Annotated in this window: 11 protein-coding genes and 1 other annotated feature (1 of these 12 running past the window's edge); all 11 genes read left to right on the forward strand. The window is 32.9% G+C overall.

The window, feature by feature from the left end; translation table 11 throughout:
* Positions 1-14: a binding site (T-box leader), on the forward strand; it begins 186 nt to the left of the window's first position.
* A gap of 55 nt (positions 15-69) precedes the next feature.
* The 11 genes from leuS (at position 70) to ACODH8_RS09695 (ending at position 19,806) form a co-directional block, all read left to right on the forward strand.
* The gene (leuS, locus tag ACODH8_RS09645; RefSeq protein ID WP_332465700.1) at positions 70-2,484 is read left to right on the forward strand and encodes a leucine--tRNA ligase; all 2,415 of its coding nucleotides are present in this window, start codon (positions 70-72) and stop codon (positions 2,482-2,484) included.
* Between the two features lie 104 nt (positions 2,485-2,588).
* Entirely contained in the window at positions 2,589-4,235 is a 1,647-nt protein-coding gene (locus ACODH8_RS09650; RefSeq protein WP_332465701.1) for a polysaccharide biosynthesis protein, read from the forward strand.
* Between the two features lie 60 nt (positions 4,236-4,295).
* Complete coding sequence (locus ACODH8_RS09655; RefSeq protein ID WP_332465702.1) at positions 4,296-5,018, forward strand: 16S rRNA pseudouridine(516) synthase; 723 nt, start codon at positions 4,296-4,298, stop codon at positions 5,016-5,018.
* An 84-nt stretch (positions 5,019-5,102) separates the two neighbouring features.
* Positions 5,103-6,506, forward strand: a complete 1,404-nt coding sequence (gene pepV, locus ACODH8_RS09660; RefSeq protein WP_332465703.1) for a dipeptidase PepV — start codon at positions 5,103-5,105, stop codon at positions 6,504-6,506.
* Positions 6,507-7,073: 567 nt separating this feature from the next.
* Positions 7,074-11,576, forward strand: a complete 4,503-nt coding sequence (locus ACODH8_RS09665) for a Cna B-type domain-containing protein (RefSeq protein WP_420517687.1) — start codon at positions 7,074-7,076, stop codon at positions 11,574-11,576.
* A complete protein-coding gene (locus ACODH8_RS09670; protein WP_420517688.1) occupies positions 11,563-14,937 on the forward strand; it encodes a Cna B-type domain-containing protein in 3,375 nt (1,124 codons plus the stop codon). The genes ACODH8_RS09665 and ACODH8_RS09670 overlap by 14 nt, the downstream gene beginning before the upstream one ends.
* Before the next feature lie 265 nt (positions 14,938-15,202).
* Positions 15,203-15,757 carry a recombinase family protein gene (locus ACODH8_RS09675; RefSeq protein ID WP_332465705.1) on the forward strand — a complete coding sequence of 185 codons (555 nt, stop codon included), beginning with the start codon at positions 15,203-15,205 and terminating at the stop codon, positions 15,755-15,757.
* Between the two features lie 102 nt (positions 15,758-15,859).
* Positions 15,860-16,705, forward strand: coding sequence for a MurR/RpiR family transcriptional regulator (locus tag ACODH8_RS09680; RefSeq protein ID WP_332465706.1), 846 nt, complete (start codon positions 15,860-15,862; stop codon positions 16,703-16,705).
* A 113-nt stretch (positions 16,706-16,818) separates the two neighbouring features.
* Positions 16,819-17,643: a Cof-type HAD-IIB family hydrolase gene (locus ACODH8_RS09685; RefSeq protein ID WP_332465707.1), complete on the forward strand. Its 825-nt coding sequence runs from the start codon at positions 16,819-16,821 to the stop codon at positions 17,641-17,643.
* A gap of 211 nt (positions 17,644-17,854) precedes the next feature.
* Complete coding sequence (gene fabG / locus ACODH8_RS09690; protein WP_332465708.1) at positions 17,855-18,577, forward strand: 3-oxoacyl-ACP reductase FabG; 723 nt, start codon at positions 17,855-17,857, stop codon at positions 18,575-18,577.
* 14 nt (positions 18,578-18,591) lie between these two features.
* Complete coding sequence (locus ACODH8_RS09695) at positions 18,592-19,806, forward strand: acetyl-CoA C-acetyltransferase (RefSeq protein ID WP_332465709.1); 1,215 nt, start codon at positions 18,592-18,594, stop codon at positions 19,804-19,806.
* Position 19,807 lies beyond the last annotated feature (1 nt).

The raw sequence follows: 19,807 nt of genomic DNA on the forward strand, positions 1-19,807 counted from the left end.
TCAACGTCCTATAAAAGCTTTTTTTGAGCTTTTATAGGGCTTTTTTTATTATATTTAGGAGGAAGAAAAATGGCATACAATCATCTTGATATTGAGAAAAAATGGCAAAAATATTGGTTAAAGAATCAAACATTTAAAACAGAAGAAACATCAGACAAGGAAAAATTCTACGCTTTAGATATGTTTCCTTACCCATCTGGACAAGGACTTCATGTAGGACATCCAAAAGGATATACATCAACAGATGTGTTATCACGTTACAAACGTGCAAAAGGCTATAACGTTCTTCATCCAATGGGCTGGGATGCGTTTGGTTTACCTGCGGAGCAATATGCTTTAGATACAGGAAATGACCCTGCTGAATTTACAGAAAAAAATATTCAAACGTTTAAACGTCAATTAAATGAATTAGGATTTAGTTTTGATTGGGATCGTGAAATCAATACAACAGATCCAAGTTATTATAAATGGACACAATGGATTTTTACTAAATTATTTGAAAAAGGTTTAGCATATGAAGCTGAAGTAGCGGTAAACTGGTGTCCAGCATTAGGAACAGTTCTTGCTAATGAGGAAGTTATTGATGGTAAATCTGAGCGTGGTGATCATCCAGTTTACCGAGTACCGATGAAACAATGGATGTTAAAAATTACAGCTTATGCAGATCGTTTAATTGATGATTTAGATGATATTGATTGGCCAACAAGTGTTAAAGACATGCAAAGAAACTGGATTGGTCGCTCTGAAGGTGCTAATGTAACTTTCAAAGTAAAAGATTCAGATAAAGAATTTACTGTCTTTACAACTCGTCCAGATACATTATTTGGAGCAACTTATTCAGTTCTAGCTCCAGAATTAAAATTAGTTCAAGAGATTACAACACCTGAACAAAAAGCAGCAGTTGATGCGTACATCAAAGAAGCTGAAAAGAAAACCGATTTAGATCGTACAGAATTATCGAAAGAAAAAACAGGTGTCTTTACAGGAGCATATGCTATTAATCCGGTTAACGGAAAAGAAATGCCAATCTGGATTGCTGATTATGTGTTATCTACTTATGGAACAGGAGCGATTATGGCGGTTCCAGCACATGATGAGCGTGACTATGAATTTGCGAAAGCTTTCAATCTAGATATCGTTCCAGTTTTAGAAGGTGGCGACATTGAGAAAGAAGCTTACACAGAAGATGGTGCTCACATTAATTCTGATTTCTTAGACGGTCTTCAAAAAGAAGCCGCTATGGAAAAAATGATTGCTTGGTTAGAAGAAAATGGTGTTGGTAAAAAAGAAACAAGTTACCGTTTACGTGATTGGTTATTCTCTCGTCAACGTTATTGGGGTGAGCCAATTCCAATTATTCATTGGGAAGATGGTTCAATGACTGCCATTCCTGAAGAAGAATTGCCTTTAGTTTTACCAAAATCAACAGATATTAAACCAAGTGGAACAGGTGAGTCACCACTAGCTAACATGGAAGACTGGATTAATGTGGTTGATGAAAAAACGGGTATGAAAGGCCGTCGTGAGACAAATACAATGCCACAATGGGCAGGAAGCTCATGGTATTACTTACGTTTTATCGACCCTCATAATACCGAAGCTTTAGCTGACCCTGAAAAATTAAAAGAATGGTTACCAGTTGATGTTTATTTAGGTGGAGCGGAACATGCAGTACTACATTTACTTTACGCTCGTTTCTGGCATAAATTCTTATATGATATCGGTGTGGTATCAACTAAAGAGCCATTCCAAACACTTTATAATCAAGGAATGATTTTAGGTGAGGGCAATGAAAAAATGTCTAAATCTAAAGGAAATGTCGTTAATCCAGATGATGTGGTTCAAGAATTTGGAGCAGATACATTAAGATTATACGAAATGTTTATGGGCCCACTTGATGCATCAGTTGCTTGGAGTGAAAAAGGATTAGAAGGAAGTCGTAAATTCTTAGATCGTGTATGGCGTTTATTTATCGATGAGAATGCTGTTTTACGTGATCGCATTACAACTCATAATGATGGTAAATTAACAAAAGTGTACCATCAAACAGTGAAAAAAGTAGGCGAAGACTATGAACATCTACGTTTCAACACAGCTATTTCTCAATTAATGATTTTTGTTAATGAAGCTTATAAGGTTGAAGCATTACCTGTTGAGTACATGACTGGATTCTTACAATTATTAGCACCAGTAGCACCATTTATTTCAGAAGAATTATGGGAAAGAATGGGTAATAAAGAAAGCATTAGTCATTCAGTTTGGCCAGTATATGACGAAAAAGAATTAGTTGAAGATGAAATTGAAGTAATCTTCCAAGTAAATGGTAAATTAAAAGCGAAAGCTGTTATTGCAGCTGGACTAAGTAAAGAAGAATTAGAAGCAACGGCTTTAGAAAATGATCAAGTAAAAGCAGCTATTCAAGGGAAAACAATCCGTAAAGTTATTGCTGTTCCAAACAAATTAGTCAACATTGTTGCTAATTAATTTCATTCATCACAAAGAGTTTAAAAATTGTTAAAAGGGTTTGCATAAAGTGATGTAAATCGCTACAATTAAAAGCAGTATGATGAAGAAAGTTGGATAGAAGCATGTCGAATCAAGAAGCCTCTTTTGAGGGTAACTCTAAAGAGTTAAATGCTAAAGAAAAAATGGTTCGTGGTTCTCTCTGGATGACAATTGGAAATGTGTTATCGAGGTTGTTAGGGGCAATCTATATTGTTCCTTGGTATCTATGGATGGGAGAAAACGCCAAAGTAGCAAATAGTTTATTTAATAAAGGCTACAATATTTATGCGTTATTTTTAATGATTGCTACAGCAGGAATACCTGGAGCAATTGCTAAGCAAATTTCATATTATAATTCGCAAAATGAATATCGTATTAGTCAGCGATTGTTTAAGCGAACGTTAATTATTATGGCAGGTTTTGGAGTTCTCTGTGCTGGTGTGATGTATTTCTTATCACCGATATTAGCAGCAGGAGACAAAAATTTAATTCCTGTTATGAGGGCGTTGAGTGTTGCTGTTTTAGTCTTCCCAAGTATGAGTGTTATTAGAGGATACTTCCAAGGTAACCAAGATATGATGCCAGCAGCGGTTTCTCAAATTATTGAGCAAGTTGCCAGAGTATTTTACATGCTTCTAACAGCTTTTATGATAATGAAGTTAGGTTCAGGGGATTATGTTAGTGCAGTTGTTCAATCAACATTTGCTGCATTCATTGGTATGATAGGTGCTTACGGGGCCTTGATTTGGTTTTATTTAAAACAAAAACCTGAAATGGACCGATTGGTTGCTGGAAGTAGTAACGAGATAACGGTCTCAGAAACTAGTTTAGTCAAAGAAATGGTTCGTGAAGCTATTCCATTTATTATTGTAGGTTCTGCGATTACAATTTTTAAATTAGTAGACCAGTATACCTTTGAACCAATAATGGGTGGTATTACAAGTTTTTCTAAAGATCAATTGTCTGCTTTGTTTAGTATTTTTAGTGCTAATCCAGATAAATTAGTAATGATTATTATTTCTCTTGCTTCAGGTATGGCGATGACGAGTTTACCTTTAGTAACAGAAGCTTACTCTAAAAAGGATGAAGCGGGTCTTGCCAAATTAATAAGTGATAACATCCAGTTGTTATTCTTCATTATGATGCCAGCAACATTTGGTATGATTATTTTAGCAGAACCTATGTATGTGTTCTTTTATCAGCCAGATCCACTTGGTGTAAATGTATTGATTGAAGCTAGTTATGTTGGTTTAATCATGGGATACTTTATATTAGTCTCTACAACGCTACAAGGTTTATATAAAAATGGCGATGCTATTTTTAATCTTGGTGTAGGTCTATTAATTAAAATAGTTTTACAATACCCAATGATTAGAGGATTTGAAGTATATGGTCCATTACTAGCGTCAGCAATTGGTTTTGCTGTTTCAGCCTATTTAATGACTAAGAAAATCCACAAAATAACTCGTTTTAATTATTCATTAACGGTTAGAAGAATTATTTTGATTTTTATTTTAAGTATGTTGATGTGTGCGTCAGTCTTTTTAGTACGTTCGTTCTTGTATTTATTCTTAAATCCAGAACGTAAATTCCAAGCGTTTCTTATTATTTCGCTCTCAGTTTCAGCGGGAGTAGCCACATATGGTTGGTTAGGATTGAAAACAAGATTGGCTGATAAGTTACTTGGTGAAAAAGTTTCTAAAATCAGAAAAAAATTAAAGATTAAATAGGAATAAGGATAGAAGCAGGTTACCTGTTTCTATCTTTTTCTTTACCAATAAGGAGCTATTATGAGATTAGATAAGTATTTAAGTCATACAGGATTTGGTTCGCGAAAAGAAGTCAAAGAAGTACTCAAGAAAAAGATAGTAACAGTCAATGAGAAACGAGTGAAGGACGGGAAACTGTCTGTTAATGAAACAAGTGACGTTATTTGTGTTGATGGAGAACAGATATGTTATCAAGAATTTGTTTACTATATGCTAAATAAACCTAAAGGTGTTGTATCAGCTACTGAGGACAACGTTCACCGAACAGTGGTTGATTTAATCGCTAAAGAAGATTATAAAAAAGGATTGTTTCCAGTGGGACGCTTAGATAAAGATACGACAGGATTTTTATTGTTAACAAATGATGGCGATTTAGCCCATCAATTGTTATCACCGAAAAAGAAAGTACCTAAGTTGTATCAATCACACGTATCAGGAATTATGACTGAAACAGATAAAGAGATCTTTTTAAAAGGAATTACCATTAGTGGTGATGAAAAATGTCTGCCAGCAAAATTAACTATTATGAGTGTGGATGAGGTAAATCAAACAAGTGAAATTGAACTTGAAATAATGGAAGGAAAATTTCATCAAGTCAAACGAATGGTCGAAGCTGTTGGAAAGAAAGTTGTGGAACTGAATCGAAAGAGCATGGGTGGGCTATTATTAGATGAAACATTAAAGTTAGGTGCTTATCGAGCTTTAAATGAGAAAGAAATTAAAATTTTAAGGGATGATAATTAGAATAAAAATAAAATAAATTATCAAAATACTTAAAAAAATGATATGATAACTTCATATAAAGGAAACAATGGAGGGATTACAAGGATGACAATTGATTGGAGAAAAGAAGTCGAAGCACGCCGCGAAGACTTAATGAAAGATTTATTTGATTTATTACGTGTACCTAGCGTTCGTGAAGATGATAAAGCAACAGAGGATGCTCCTGTAGGACCAGGCCCTAAAGCAGCTCTTCTAAAATTTTTAGAAATTGGTGAAAGAGACGGTTTCTTAACAAAAAACGTTGATAACTATGCAGGACATATTGAATACGGTGCAGGAGACGAGACTTTAGGAATTTTTGGTCACGTTGACGTAGTACCAGTTGGTTCAGGTTGGGATTCAGAACCATTCTCACCAGAAATTAGAGATAATCGTATTTATGCTCGTGGAGCAAGTGATGATAAAGGCCCTACAATGGCTGCTTATTATGCTTTGAAAATCATTAAAGAATTAGAATTACCAGTTTCTAAACGCACTCGCGTTATCATTGGTACAGATGAAGAGAGCGAATGGAAATGTATGGATCACTACTTAAAAGTAGAAGAAACACCAGATTTTGGTTTTTCACCAGATGCAGAATTCCCAATCATTAATGGTGAAAAAGGAAATACAACTATTCTTTTAGAAGTTGCTGGAAAAAATGAAGGAACATTACGTTTGATTTCATTTAAATCAGGTCAACGTGCTAATATGGTACCAGATTTAGCGGAAGCAATTGTTGAAGTATCAGGCGATATCGATGCTTTTGCAAAAGAATACGAAGAGTATTTAGCAGAATTACCAGTAACGGGTGAGTTAACAGTTACAGGAAATATGGCTGCTATTAAATTAATCGGTACTGCAGCTCATGGTGCAATGCCTGAAAAAGGAATTAACGCAGGTACTTACTTAGCTAATTTCTTAAGCTACTATGATTTCTCAGGTCCAGCTAAAGATTTTGTAACAGTAGTTGCTGATTACATTCATTTAGATACAGAAGGTAACCGTTTTGGTGTTAATTATGTGGATGATATTATGGGAGCTTTGTCAATGAATGCAGGTGTATTTGTTTTTGATGCTAATAAAGACAATAATACAATTACATTGAATTTCCGTTTCCCTAAAGGAATCACAGCAGAAGAAATCGCTACTGCTATTGAAGAAAAAGTAGCTAATACAAGCGCTAAAGTTATTTTAGCAAGTAGTAAAGAACCGCATTATGTGTCACCAGAAGATCCATTGGTAAAAACATTATTAGCAGTGTATGAAGACCATACAGGACTTAAAGGTCATGAACAATCTATTGGTGGTGGAACATTTGGACGTTTATTAGAACGTGGTGTTGCTTATGGCGCAATGTTCCCAGATAGCATTGATACTATGCATCAAAAAAATGAATTTATCTCAGTAGATGATTTAATCAATGCAACAGTCATTTATGCTGATGCTATCTATCGTTTAATCAAATAAGTAGTTTTGAAGAAGACATTTATGAAAATGTCTTCTTTTTTTGTGCGCAAAAGAGTAAGTGTCGTAAGAATCTAATGTGAATTTACTAACTTTTTTAATAAAAGGATATTTAATAAAAAAATAAAAGGATTAAGTTAAATAAATATATAATAAGATTTATTCTCATTATTTTATCATATTGTTCTACAAGTTCTTTTTAAAATACATGAAGAACAAAAATAGAAAATATGATGTAAAAAAGATGTTATTTTAAATGAAGAAACCATGTTATTTTCTGAAAAATAGCATATTTAATATTTCACAAATAAAAGCGCTGTACTAATAATGAACTAATCTATTGAACTATTAAGTGTTTACAGTTCTATTAAGATGTTTTTTATATCCTTATTAGTCTTTTGAAACTATTGAATGAATAAAAGCACCGTATATACATATTCACAACTTCACAACTTCCAAAAAGTGCATATTATTATGAAAAAAGAAGTGAACGTATTTAATGTTTATTACATATAATAAATATCGTTGTGCAAAAAAATAGTTTGAAAAACGTATGAAAGGGAAGGGAAAATGAATCAAAATAAAAAATGGTATTCGTTATTTTTAGTACTGTTAATTTCAATTTCTACTGTTATTCAACCACTTCAAGCAGTGGCAGCCGTAACAGCTATGGAAACGATGGCAACAGAAGCTAAAGTACTTAACGAAGAAATAGATACAACTCAAGCCGAAGGAGTTGTAGAAGAATCAACAGAAGAAGTAGTAACTAGTTCAAGCAGTGAGGTAGTTGAAGAAAGTACATCTTCTGAAGAAGCAATACATGAAACAGAAGAATCAACAGAAGTAACTGTCGAAAGTACGACAGAAGAAAAAGAAGTTAAAAAATTAACAGCCAAGAAAGAAGTAGAAGATAGAGAGTCAATCGATATTAAAACACTTTTAAATGGTGAAAAATTTCTTACTGATGTAGCCATTAAGATTACTGATAAAGATGGTAAAGAGTTAGACTACAAAACAGAGTCAATTCCTTTAGATGCTTTAGTTAGTTTAAAATATAATTATAAAATTCCAGAACATTTATTAACAGATAAAAAGTTAAAAGCTGGAGATTATTACGATATTACAATTCCAGCAGGTATTAATATCAATGCAGGTATTGAAGGAAAGTTAGGTAATTATGGAACTTACAAAGTAGTAGATGGTAAGGTGCGCTTAACTTTCAATAAGTCAGTCGAAACATTATTTAAGATTGAAGGTGACTTTACTTATAATGAACGATTAGATAACACTGTTGATGCTGGGGAGAATGAAATTAGAATCCCACTTGATGGTGAAGATCAAGTGATTAAAGTTAATGTTAAACCAACTGGTGGTAATCCAATCAGTAAGCAATCATCAATTGGAGACGATAAAAAATCAGTTCAATGGTCAGTATCAATTAATAATAATTTAGAAACATTAAATAATGCGACAGTAACAGATAAGATGCCTGAAGGTTTAGAACTTAAAGGGATTAAAATCTATGAACAAACAATTAATAAAAACGGAACAGTGAAATCAGTTTCTGATTCACCTATTTCAGAAGATTTATATACAGTATCTGGCGATGTTATTACATTCAAAGGTCAAACGAATAAATCTTATAAAATTGTTTATGATACGGTTATTGAAGAAAGTAAAATTCCAGAAACTGGTGGTAATGTTTCTTTCAAAAATAATGCTACATTAACAAACAATGGTAAAGATTATCCAGCTAGTGCTAGTGCGACTTTAAAATTTGGTATGCTAATTCAAAAAAAAGGTCCATCAAAAGATGATCGATTTGCAGAACAAGTATACAGATGGCGTGTTGAATATAACCATGGCAATAAAGATTTACCAAAAGGAAGTTATATTGTTGATACGTTATCAGGAGATAACCAACAATATGTTACTGAAACACCAGGAAAAGACTTTGCTCCAGTACAAATCTGGGTAGATGGTGGCGCATGGTTAGAACGTGATAAAGATTACGTTGTTGAGTACATTGGCAATAATCAAATGAAAATATCATTTCCTAACGGCTTAGATAAGCCAGTTAATATTGAGTACTTCACTAAGATTCCTTTTGTTATTGATGATAGCAATAGTAATACACAATTAAAAAATGGTGTAAAAACTGACAGTGGAGTGGAACATTCTGCTGGTGGTGGTATTCAAAATAATGGGATGCAAAAAAAATCTGATGTAGACTATGAAAATAGAAAAATCAGTTGGAGTATTGATGTTAATATTTATCAATACGAGATGGCTAACTGGGAATTAAAAGATACTATGTCTGAAGGTTTAACATTTATTAAAGATAGTTTAGAGATCCAAGAAGCTAATGGACCTAAATTAGTTTTAGGTACAGACTATGAATTAGTTTCAAGTGATGATAGAAACTTCCATGTAAGATTTAAAGAACCTCGTTCAGTATCTACCAATAAATCATATACAATTTCGTATCAAACTGATTTTGATTACCGTAGAAATGACCTTACAAATACAGCAACTTCATATTGGAAAGGTAAAGACGGAAAAGATCATAAACAATCAGCTAGCAACAAACCAGAAATTGGTGTGAATTTTATTAATGATGCAACTAAAGGTGGTTCTTATAACGCTGTGTCTAAAGAAATTACATGGACAATTAAAGCGAACTACAATTTAGAAAAATTAAAAAATGCTACTATTGTGGATACTATTCCTAAAGAACAAGAATATATTAAAGATAGTGCTCATGTTTATGAAGCAACAATAAGTAAAGATGGAACTATTAATAGAGGTGCAGAAGTTAAAACACCCATTAACTTAGAAGGTAATAAATTAACAGCTGAATTACCAGAAGGTTCTAAGAAAGCTTATATCTTAGAATTTAAAACATCTTTAGAAGGTACTCATATTTCAAAAGGAACTTATGACAATACAGCTACATATAAAACTGATAGCCATAGTACAGATGTAAGTAGTTCAGTAACTGTTCCTAACGGTGGCGAAATTGTTAATAAAGAAGGTCAGCAAGCAGGTAACTATGTTAACTGGTCAGTAGATATTAACAAATCACAATCAACTATTCATGATTTAGTATTAGTAGATACACCGTCAACAAATCAAGTATTAGATGAAAAATCAATTGTTATTTATGAAACACAAGTGAACTCAGCAGGTGAAGTCAAAAAAGTTAAGACAACTTTGGCTCCAGGAGTTGACTACAAGTATGAATTAACAACAGACAATGAAACAGGACAACAAGTATTAACAATCAAGTTTTTAAAAGTTGTAAAAAATGCTTATGTCTTAGAATATCGTTCATTGATTAACACGAATAAAGCAAGTGACGATTTAACAAATACTATCTCTTATACAGGTCAAAATGTAGAGACAATTTCAGATTCTAAAACAGGTAGCGCGAAGGTAATCACATCAGGCGGTTCTGGTAGCGGAACAGCTGCAGCGTTACGCGTTCTAAAATTAGATGCTAACAATGAAATTCCTTTAGAAGGTGTTCAATTTGAATTATGGGCAGCTGATAAAGCAACAGGCGAAAAACTTCAAGTCGTTCGTTCTGGTGAAACCAATAAAGATGGCGAACTTAAATTTGCTAACTTAATGCCAGATGCAGACTATGTTTTAGTTGAAACAAAAGCACCAGAAGGTTATACGATTAGTAAAGAAAACCGTAACGGTATTCGTATTAACTTAAAAGATACAAGTGAAATCAACTTATATGAAACTCATATTGTAAAAAATGATATTCCTCGTCTTGAAATAAAAAAAGTAGATGCTGATGGTCAAAAAGTTTTAGCTGATGCAGAGTTTGCTATTCAAAACGAAGCAGGTCAATATTACAATGGCATCAACGATAAATATGAAGTTAAGTGGGTTAAATCACTTTCAGACGTATCAAAAGAAGTAAGCCAATCATTAATTTCAGATGCGAATGGTTTAGTTAAAGTAGCCGGATTAAATGTTGGTAAATATAAAGTTATTGAATTAAAAGCACCAAAAGGTTACGACAAATTATTAGAAAATGAAGCTGTTGAATTTGAAGTTATTGATGAAAATGGCTACATTCATCCAAGTAAAGATATTGTTGTACAAAATAAAAAGTATGAAACAACTTCTATTACGATTAATAAAACATGGGACGATGGAAATGATCAAGATGGTGAACGTCCAGAGTCAATCACGTTTAATTTATTAGCTAATGGAAAAGTTCCAACAGATGAAGCAACACCAAAAGAAATTACATTAACTGAAGAAAAACATAAAAAAGCAGATAATACATGGTCAATTACAGTAGATCATCTTCGTAAAAAAGATGATGCAGGAAAAGATATTGTTTATAGTCTTGAAGAACAAACTGTAAAGGGTTATGAAAAAGCTGTAATAGAAGGTTTTGAAGTAACAAATAAACGTACACCAGCATTAACTGAAGTAAAAGGTACTAAAACATGGGATGACAAGGACAACCAAGATGGTAAACGTCCACAGTCAATCTCAGTTACCTTATTTGCTAATGGAAAAGAAGTTAAAACAGAATCGTTTAACGGACTTTCAGAAGATAAAAAAGATGAAGTAAATCCAGAATCAACATGGTCATATGAATTTACAGATTTACCTAAATATGAAGCTGGAGCAGAAATTAAATATACTGTGGTAGAAAAAGCGATTGAAAATTACTCAATGAGTCAAGAGGGTAATGATTTCACTAACTCTTATACACCAGGAAAAACATCAGTAAGTGTTTCTAAAGTTTGGAATGACGATAATAACCGTGATAGCAAACGTTTAGGTAATGTTGAAGTTAAATTATTCAAACATACTAAAAAGAATGAAACAAAAGTTGATACAGGTAAATCAGTTACTTTATCTGAAAAGAATAACTGGACAGATAGTTTTACAGATTTAGATGTTTACCAACCAGTTGGAGAAGAAATTATTTACACAGTAGAAGAAGTCCCTGTAGCAAATGGTTATACTTCTGAAGTGACTGGTAACGCTAAAGATGGATACGTTGTAACTAATACACGTCCTATTGAAAAAAATTAGCTTAAAAGGTAAAAAGACATGGGACGATGGTAATAACCGTGACGGAGCTCGTTTAGAGTCGATTACAGTGACACTATTAGCTGATGGAAAACCAGCTTTAGATGAGCATGGTGATTTAATTGAACCTGTTGTTGTAACAGGTGGTAATACAGCTAAATCATGGAGTTATGAATTTAAAGATGTACCGAAAAATCAAGTTAAAGCAATGAAAAAAGCTGCAACAAAAGAAACAGAAAAAGCAACACCGATTGTTTACACAGTAGAAGAAGAAGTAACGAAAAAAATGAAAGCTTCTAACTACGCAGCAAAAGAAGAATCAGAAGGCTCAATGAATATTACTAACGTACGTGATATTGATACAGTTGATTTAGAAGGAACTAAGACCTGGTCAGATAAAAACAACCGTGATAATGCTCGTCCAAAATCAATTAAAATTCATTTGTTAGCAGATGGAGAGCCAGCTCTAGACAAAGCTGGTAATAAAGTAGATCCAATTACTGTAACAGGTAACAATACAGTCGCTTCATGGAATTATGAATTTAAAGAAATGCCAAAAAATCGCGCGGTTAAAGCTGGAGAAGAACTTAAGTCAGTAGAACCAATCGTTTATACAGTAAAAGAAGAATTAGCCGAAGATGATAAATCAGCAGGATATACAGCAACAGAAGACTCAATGAATGTAACAAATGAACGTGATATTGAGACTGTTAATTTAGAAGGAACTAAGACATGGAAAGATAATAATAACCGTGATAATGTTCGTCCAAAATCAATTAAGATTCATTTATTAGCAGATGGAGAGCCAGCTTTAGATGAAGCAGGTAAAGCGATCCAACCAATCACAGTAACAGGTAACAATACTGTTGATACATGGAACTATGCATTTACAAAATTACCTAAACACAGAGCAGTAAAAGCAGGGGATACAATCAAAAAAGCAGAGCCGATTACTTACACAGTAAAAGAAGAAATTGCTAAAGAAGATGAAGCTGCTAACTATGAAATAGCTGAAGATGTAATGAACGTAACGAATACTCGTCCAATTGAAAAAGTAAGCCTAAAAGGAACTAAGACATGGGCTGACTTTAACAACAGAGATGGTAAACGTCCAGAGTCAATTAAGATTTATTTGTTAGCAGATGGACAACCAGCTTTAGATGAGAATGGAAAAGAAATTAAACCAGTCACAGTTAAGGATGCTAAAACAGCTGATACATGGAACTATGAATTTAAAGATGTACCAAAATATAGAGCAGTAAAAGCAGGGGACACAATTGAAAAAGCAACACCAATTAATTACACAATTAAAGAAGAAGTAAGTAAAAAATTAATCAATGAAGAATATGTTATTAAAGAAGACGGTATGAACGTAACCAATGCTCGTCCTTTAGATAAAGTATCATTTAAAGGAACTAAAGTATGGGATGACGCAAATAACCAAGACGGTATCCGTCCAAAAAATATAATAGTTAACCTCTTTGCTGATGGTAAAAAAGTAGCTTCACAAGTAGTAACAGGTTCACGTGGTTTTGAAGAAAAAGATGCTACATGGAGTTATGAATTTAACAATTTACCAAAACATGTTGAAGGCAAAGTAGGTAAAAAAATTAAATACACTGTTACTGAAGAAAAAATAGCAAACTACGAAACAAAAGTTAAAGGAAGTACAATTACCAATAGTTACAAACCTCAAGAAACACGACTATTTGTTGAAAAAGCTTGGGATGATGCAAGTAATCAAGATGGTAAACGTCCACAAGATATCGCCATTCAGCTTTATGCAGATGGTAAAGCTTTAACAGGTAAAAAATTAACATTAAGTAGTGCTAACAAATGGAAAGCTTCTATTAAAAACTTACCAGTTAAGTTTAAAGGGAAAGACATTAAATACTCAGTAAAAGAAATTAGTGAAGCAGCTGAAAAAGTTGGCTATAAAGCTAAAATTGCTTACTCAGCAAATAAAGAAAATAAACAAAACAAAGATGTTCTTGTAACTAACTCTCGTGCAGTAGAATTAACAAGCGTTTCAGGGAATAAAACATGGAACGATGCTAATAATCAAGATGGTATGAGAGCAGACGAAGTAACAATTAATTTACTTGCTGATGGTAAAAAGATTGCTAGTCAAAAAGTAAATGCTGAATCTAATTGGGCTTATAGCTTTACTGACTTACCAGTTTACAAAGTTGGTGAAGTTGGACAAAAAGTTGTTTATTCAATTGAAGAAGAAGCAGTAGAAAAATATGAAGCAACAATTACTAAAACAGATAATGGTTTTGATGTTGAGAATACTCACGCAGTAGAATTAACAGAAATCAAAGGGAACAAAATCTGGAATGACGCTAACAACCAGGATGGTATCCGCCCAGAAAAAGTAACAATTAACTTACTAGCAAACGGTGAGAAAATTGATAGTACAACAGCTGATGAAAAATCAGATTGGACGTACGAATTTACAAACTTACCAGTTTACGAAGTAGGCAAAGTTGGTCAAAAAGTAACTTATACAGTGGAAGAAGAAGCTGTAAAAGGATACGAATCAACAAAAGAAGGAAACGACTTTACAAATACTCATGCAGTAGAATTAACAGAAATCAAAGGGAACAAAATCTGGAATGACGCTAACAACCAAGATGGTATCCGCCCAGAAAAAGTAACAATTAACTTACTAGCAAACGGTGAGAAAATTGATAGTACAACAGCTGATGAAAAATCAGATTGGACGTATGAATTTACAAACTTACCAGTTTACGAAGTAGGCAAAGTTGGTCAAAAAGTAACTTATACAGTGGAAGAAGAAGCTGTAAAAGGATATGAATCAACAAAAGAAGGAAACGACTTTACGAATACTCATAAAGTAGAATTAATTTCAATTCCAGTTAAGAAAATTTGGAATGACGCTAATAACAAAGATGGTATCCGTCCAAATTCAATTACAGTTAATTTATTTGCCGATGGAGAAGCTGTAAAAGATAAAGAAGGAAAAGCTGTTGTCGTAACATTTAAAGGTTCAATGGATACAAATGAGTGGTCATATGAATTTAAAGATTTACCGAAATTTAAAGCAGGTAAAGAAATTGAGTACTCTGTAACTGAAAATAAAGTAGATGGTTACAAGACTGAAATCAAAGGATTTACAATTACCAATACTCATGTACCTAAAGAATCAGGTAAGAAACCAACTGGTACAAACAATACAGGATCTTCAAATAGTTCATCAAAAGGAACTACAAGCAAAACAGGTAGCTTACCAAAAACAGGTGAAGCTGAAACTTCAGCTCTTGTTAACTTAGGTATGGCTGTATTACTTGTCTTATTTGGATCAAATGTATGGTTTGCTAGAAAAAGAAAACTAGATTAAGAGATAGAGTTTGTCTTTCATATCTAGAAATTAAAGAAAGTATCCTTGTTAATAAAAGGATCATGCAAGAAATGTTGTTATTAATCTTTCTTTATTGTTAATTTTTGAGACTTAGAATTTAATAATCAGAATGTTTTCAGTAGAGAGAGATAGTAACGGACGTTTCAAATGCTAATTTAACGTACACTGAAAAAGCAAATTCTGACAATATATCAGAATTTGCTTTTTTTTAGTGTTAAAAATAGAAAAAAGAGGCTAACGGGAAATGAAAAAAGTTGGATATATCTATGGAATCTGTGAAGCAGATTATTTAGATAAACAAAAAGAATCTTTAAAGCGATTACAATTAGATACAGTAGTTGTTGAAAAAGAGATGGCAAAAGATAATCAAAATGATGAAGTTCTTAAAGAAGTAGTTGGAGTGCTATCTTCTGGAGATCAATTGGTTATTTATGAATTAGGTTGTTTAGGGAAAACGATTATTCAATTAGGTGAATTTTTAGAAGAATTAACAGCTAAAGGAATTGAATTAGTTGTAATTAATAAGAAAAATGCCTCAGAAACGATTTCAAACAAAGTATATATGGAACTAGTTTGCAGCGTATCTGAAGCAGAAAAAGTAACAATCAGAAGAAGAACAACAAAAGGTATTGAGAAAGCAAAAAGCCAAGGAAGAGTTGGCGGAAGACCTAGAATATCAGAACAAACAATCAAGCAAATTAAGTATTTGTATCATAATCAATCGTATACATTAAGAGAAATTGCTGAGGAATGTGATGTATCGCTAGGAACGGCTTATAAATACATTCAGAAAAAATAAGGTTATTATATGTAGAATCCTATTCAATAAAGTTCATTATGAACTATGTTGAATAGGTTTTTTTTGTTATAGTGATAAAAAGAAGTAAAAAGGAGGGACATTATGAGTATTTTTACAGACTTAGCTAATTTAACTATGCTAACACCGAATGAAAAAGCTTTAGTACACTATTTAAAAAAGCATACGAAAGAAGTATTGAATATGACACCAAGCGAATTAGCAGAGGCTTCTTATGTGTCAGTCGCAACTGTTTATCGCTTATTAAGTAAAGTTGGTATATCAGGATTTAATGAGTTAAAAATTGCGTTAGCTTCAACAATTAGGGAAGAAACGTTAGAAATTGATCCTAACTATCCAATATTAGAAACAGATACACCAGAAGAAACAGTTTCTCGTATGAGTGCTCTTTATCAACAAACATTAGATGATACGATTAACTTAGTTGATACCAATAGTTTAAAACGAAGTGTTGATCTTCTTTTGAGAGCAAAGATGATAGATATCTATAGTTCATCAGCTAATGTCCATTTTGCCCAAAATTTTAAGTTTCAACTACAAGAGATAGGCTATTTAATTAACGTCCCAGAAGAAGACTATGTACAGAAATTATCAGCAGCGAATAGTACAGAAGGCCATGTAGCGATAGTTGTATCTTATGGTGGCAGGGGGCAAACAACGAAAGAAGTTCTCAGAATTCTTAAAGAAAATCAAACCCCAGTTATTTTGATTACATCGACACAAAATAATCCCTTTTTGTCCTATGCAACTGAAAAATTATTTTTATCTTCTATTGAAAATCATTATAATAAAATATCGTCTTTTTCAACGAGATTTTCATTATTAATGGTATTCGATCTTCTGTATGCAGGGATTTTTAATCAAGACGCAGAAAAAAATAAAGAATATAAATTAACTAATTACCGTAAAATGAATCGTGGATTGAGATAAATGTTTCAATTCATGGTTCATTTTTTTACTGGTTGAGAAATATTTATCAAAAGACTTGAAAAGACGAATAAATTGAAAACAATATGCTAATCTAAAACTAAGGAGGGGATAAGATGAAAGCAATTATCCTAGATATAGATGGAACTTTACTAAGAAGTGATAAACAATTGTCACCTAAAACTAAAGCAAGTTTGATAGAAGCTCAAGAAAAAGGGATGAAAGTTATTCTTGCCTCAGGAAGACCAACATCAGGTATGCTAGATTTAGCCAAAGAATTAGAATTAGAGAAGAATAACGGTTTAATTGTTTCTTATAACGGCTCAAAAGTTGTAGAAGTTGCGACACAAAAAGAGTTATACAATCAGACTTTATCCATTGAGGAAGGAAAAGCTGTTTTAAATCATATGAAACAATTTGATGTGACCGTCATGATTGATAAGAAAGACTACATGTATGTTAATGATGTATTTAGCTGTCAGGTGGATATCCAAGGGAAGCTCTTAAATGTTGTGGAGTATGAAGCTCGAGGTGGTAAATACAAATTATGTGAAAAAGATGATTTAGAAGAATTTTTAGATTATCCGATCAATAAAATATTAACTGCCGGAGAACCTAGCTACTTACAGGAAAATTATAAGGAAATGATGGCACCTTTTAAACATTTAAACTGTGTCTTTACAGCACCTATTTATTTTGAATTTACAGCTCAAGGAATTGATAAAGCAAGAGCATTAGATACTGTGTTAACACCAATGGGGATTAATAGACAAGACGTTATTGCCTTTGGCGATGGTCATAATGATATCACTATGTTAGCTTATGCTGGAGTTGGCGTAGCCATGGGAAATGCTGTTCCAGAATTAAAAAAAATTGCAGATATCGAAACTTTATCAAATGATGAAGACGGAATCGCAACAATCTTATCAAAATATTTATAATAAGTTAATAAAAAACAAGCCTTTTTATTTTAAAATAACAAAAGGTTTGTTTTTTTGTGAATAAAGGCAAACATTAGTTAAAATAAAGGGAATATTTCATTGATTCTATATAAGGAGTGCTTATATGCAAATAGTTTTTATGTATTTCTAAAACAGTAGTTATTTTGTTATATTCTATCTGTAAGCGAATTCAAGTTGGAGGGAAAAAATCATGAAGAGATTTGAAGACAAAATTATTGTAATTACTGGGGCTGCCAGAGGGATTGGACGTACTGTAGCAGACTTAATGTTAGAGCAAGGAGCGAAGCATGTTTATTCACTAGACGTAGCAGTTGGTGAAGAAATGGCAAACTTCACACAAAAAAAAGTAGATATCTCTAATACAGATGAAGTTAAAAAAGTAGTGAACGAAATTATTATTGAAGCCAAACAAATTGATGTTTTAGTAAATAATGCAGGTGTAACAAGAGATGGTTTAATTGAAAAAACAACAGAAGCTAATTGGGATTTTGTTGTTGATATAAACTTAAAAGGAACATTCAATGTGACTCAAGCAGTTGTTCCATTTATGAAAGAAGTAGGTAAAGGTTCAATCGTTAACTTATCATCAGTTGTTGGTGAGTATGGTAACATCGGTCAAACAAACTACGCAGCAACAAAAGCTGGTGTGATTGGTATGACTTATACGTGGGCAAAAGAGTTTACACGAAAAGGTGAAAACATCCGTACAAACGTTGTAGCACCTGGTTACGTCAATACAGAAATGGTTCAGTCAGTGCCGGAAAAAATCATTGATCGCTTGAAAGAACAAAACCCAATGAAACGTTTAGCTGAGCCAATTGAAATTGCTAACGCAGTAGCATTTTTAGCAAGTGATGAAGCATCATTTGTAAATGGACATGTATTATCAGTAAACGGTGGAATGAGAATTTAAGGAGCTAAATCAAAATGAAAGTATATATTGTAGATGCTAAAAGAACAGCAATTGGTAAATTTATGGGAGGACTTTCAAGTGTTAACCCAGTAGATTTAACAACAACAGTGGTTAAACAATTATTAGCAGATAATAATGTTTCACCAGAGTTAATTGATGAATTAATTTTAGGTAATGTTTTATCAGCAGGACATGGTCAAAATATTGCTCGTCAAGTTTTATTAAATGCTGGCTTACCAGAAGAAAGAGTAGCTTATACGCTTAATATTCTTTGTGGTAGTGGTTTAATGACTGTTCAAGAAGCTTATAAAGATATCTTATTAGGAGAAGCAGAAGTTGTCTTAGCTGGTGGAGTTGAATCCATGAGTCAATCGGCACAAATTTTACCAAACTACCAAAGTCGTAGTGGCTTACCATTAGGTGGTGGAGTAATTCAAGATACGCTTTTAAGAGATGGTTTAACAGATGGTGTTCATGGTTATCATATGGGAATTACAGCAGAAAATATTGCTGATAAATATGGTATCACTAGAGAAGAACAAGATGAATTTGCTTATAACTCACAACAAAAAGCGTTAAAAGCAATGGCTGAAGGTAAATTCAAAGATGAAATTATTCCAGTAACAGTTATGAATCGTCGTCAAGAAGTGGTGATTGATACAGATGAGCATCCAAATCCGAAGTCTAGTTTAGAAAAATTAGGTACATTAAGAACAGCTTTCAAAAAAGATGGAACAGTAACAGCAGGTAATGCTTCTGGTATTAATGACGGAGCTAGTATGTTACTTTTAGCTTCTGAAAAAGCGATTGAGAAATACGGATTTGAACCAATGGCAGAAATTGTGTCATTTGGAACAGCTGGTTTAGACCCATCAGTTATGGGACTTGGACCTGTTTATGCTATTGAAAAAGCTCTTAAAAAAGCTGATTTATCATTAAATGATATTAATATTTTTGAGTTAAATGAAGCATTTGCTTCTCAATCATTGGGTGTTGTTAAAGAATTATCAAAACAACATGACATGACAGAAGAAGAATTAATGTGTCGTGTTAACTTAAATGGTGGTGCGATTGCATTAGGTCATCCATTAGGAGCTTCAGGAGCTCGCGTTGCGACAACTCTTTTACATCAAATGAAAGCAGATAAAAACTTAACTTATGGAGTTGCTTCTTTATGTATTGGTGGCGGTATGGGTGTAGCGATGATTGTTAAACAGGTGGTGAAGTAAC

The organism is Vagococcus fluvialis (assembly GCF_048815235.1).
GTDB lineage: Bacteria > Bacillota > Bacilli > Lactobacillales > Vagococcaceae > Vagococcus.

Bases quoted from the DNA above. Each gene is read 5' to 3' on its own strand.
- leuS (WP_332465700.1), top strand. From the start codon at position 70: ATGGCATACAATCATCTTGATATTGAGAAAAAATGGCAAAAATATTGG.
- ACODH8_RS09650 (WP_332465701.1), top strand. From the start codon at position 2,589: ATGTCGAATCAAGAAGCCTCTTTTGAGGGTAACTCTAAAGAGTTAAAT.
- ACODH8_RS09655 (WP_332465702.1), top strand. From the start codon at position 4,296: ATGAGATTAGATAAGTATTTAAGTCATACAGGATTTGGTTCGCGAAAA.
- pepV (WP_332465703.1), top strand. From the start codon at position 5,103: ATGACAATTGATTGGAGAAAAGAAGTCGAAGCACGCCGCGAAGACTTA.
- ACODH8_RS09665 (WP_420517687.1), top strand. From the start codon at position 7,074: ATGAATCAAAATAAAAAATGGTATTCGTTATTTTTAGTACTGTTAATT.
- ACODH8_RS09675 (WP_332465705.1), top strand. From the start codon at position 15,203: ATGAAAAAAGTTGGATATATCTATGGAATCTGTGAAGCAGATTATTTA.
- ACODH8_RS09680 (WP_332465706.1), top strand. From the start codon at position 15,860: ATGAGTATTTTTACAGACTTAGCTAATTTAACTATGCTAACACCGAAT.
- ACODH8_RS09685 (WP_332465707.1), top strand. From the start codon at position 16,819: ATGAAAGCAATTATCCTAGATATAGATGGAACTTTACTAAGAAGTGAT.
- fabG (WP_332465708.1), top strand. From the start codon at position 17,855: ATGAAGAGATTTGAAGACAAAATTATTGTAATTACTGGGGCTGCCAGA.
- ACODH8_RS09695 (WP_332465709.1), top strand. From the start codon at position 18,592: ATGAAAGTATATATTGTAGATGCTAAAAGAACAGCAATTGGTAAATTT.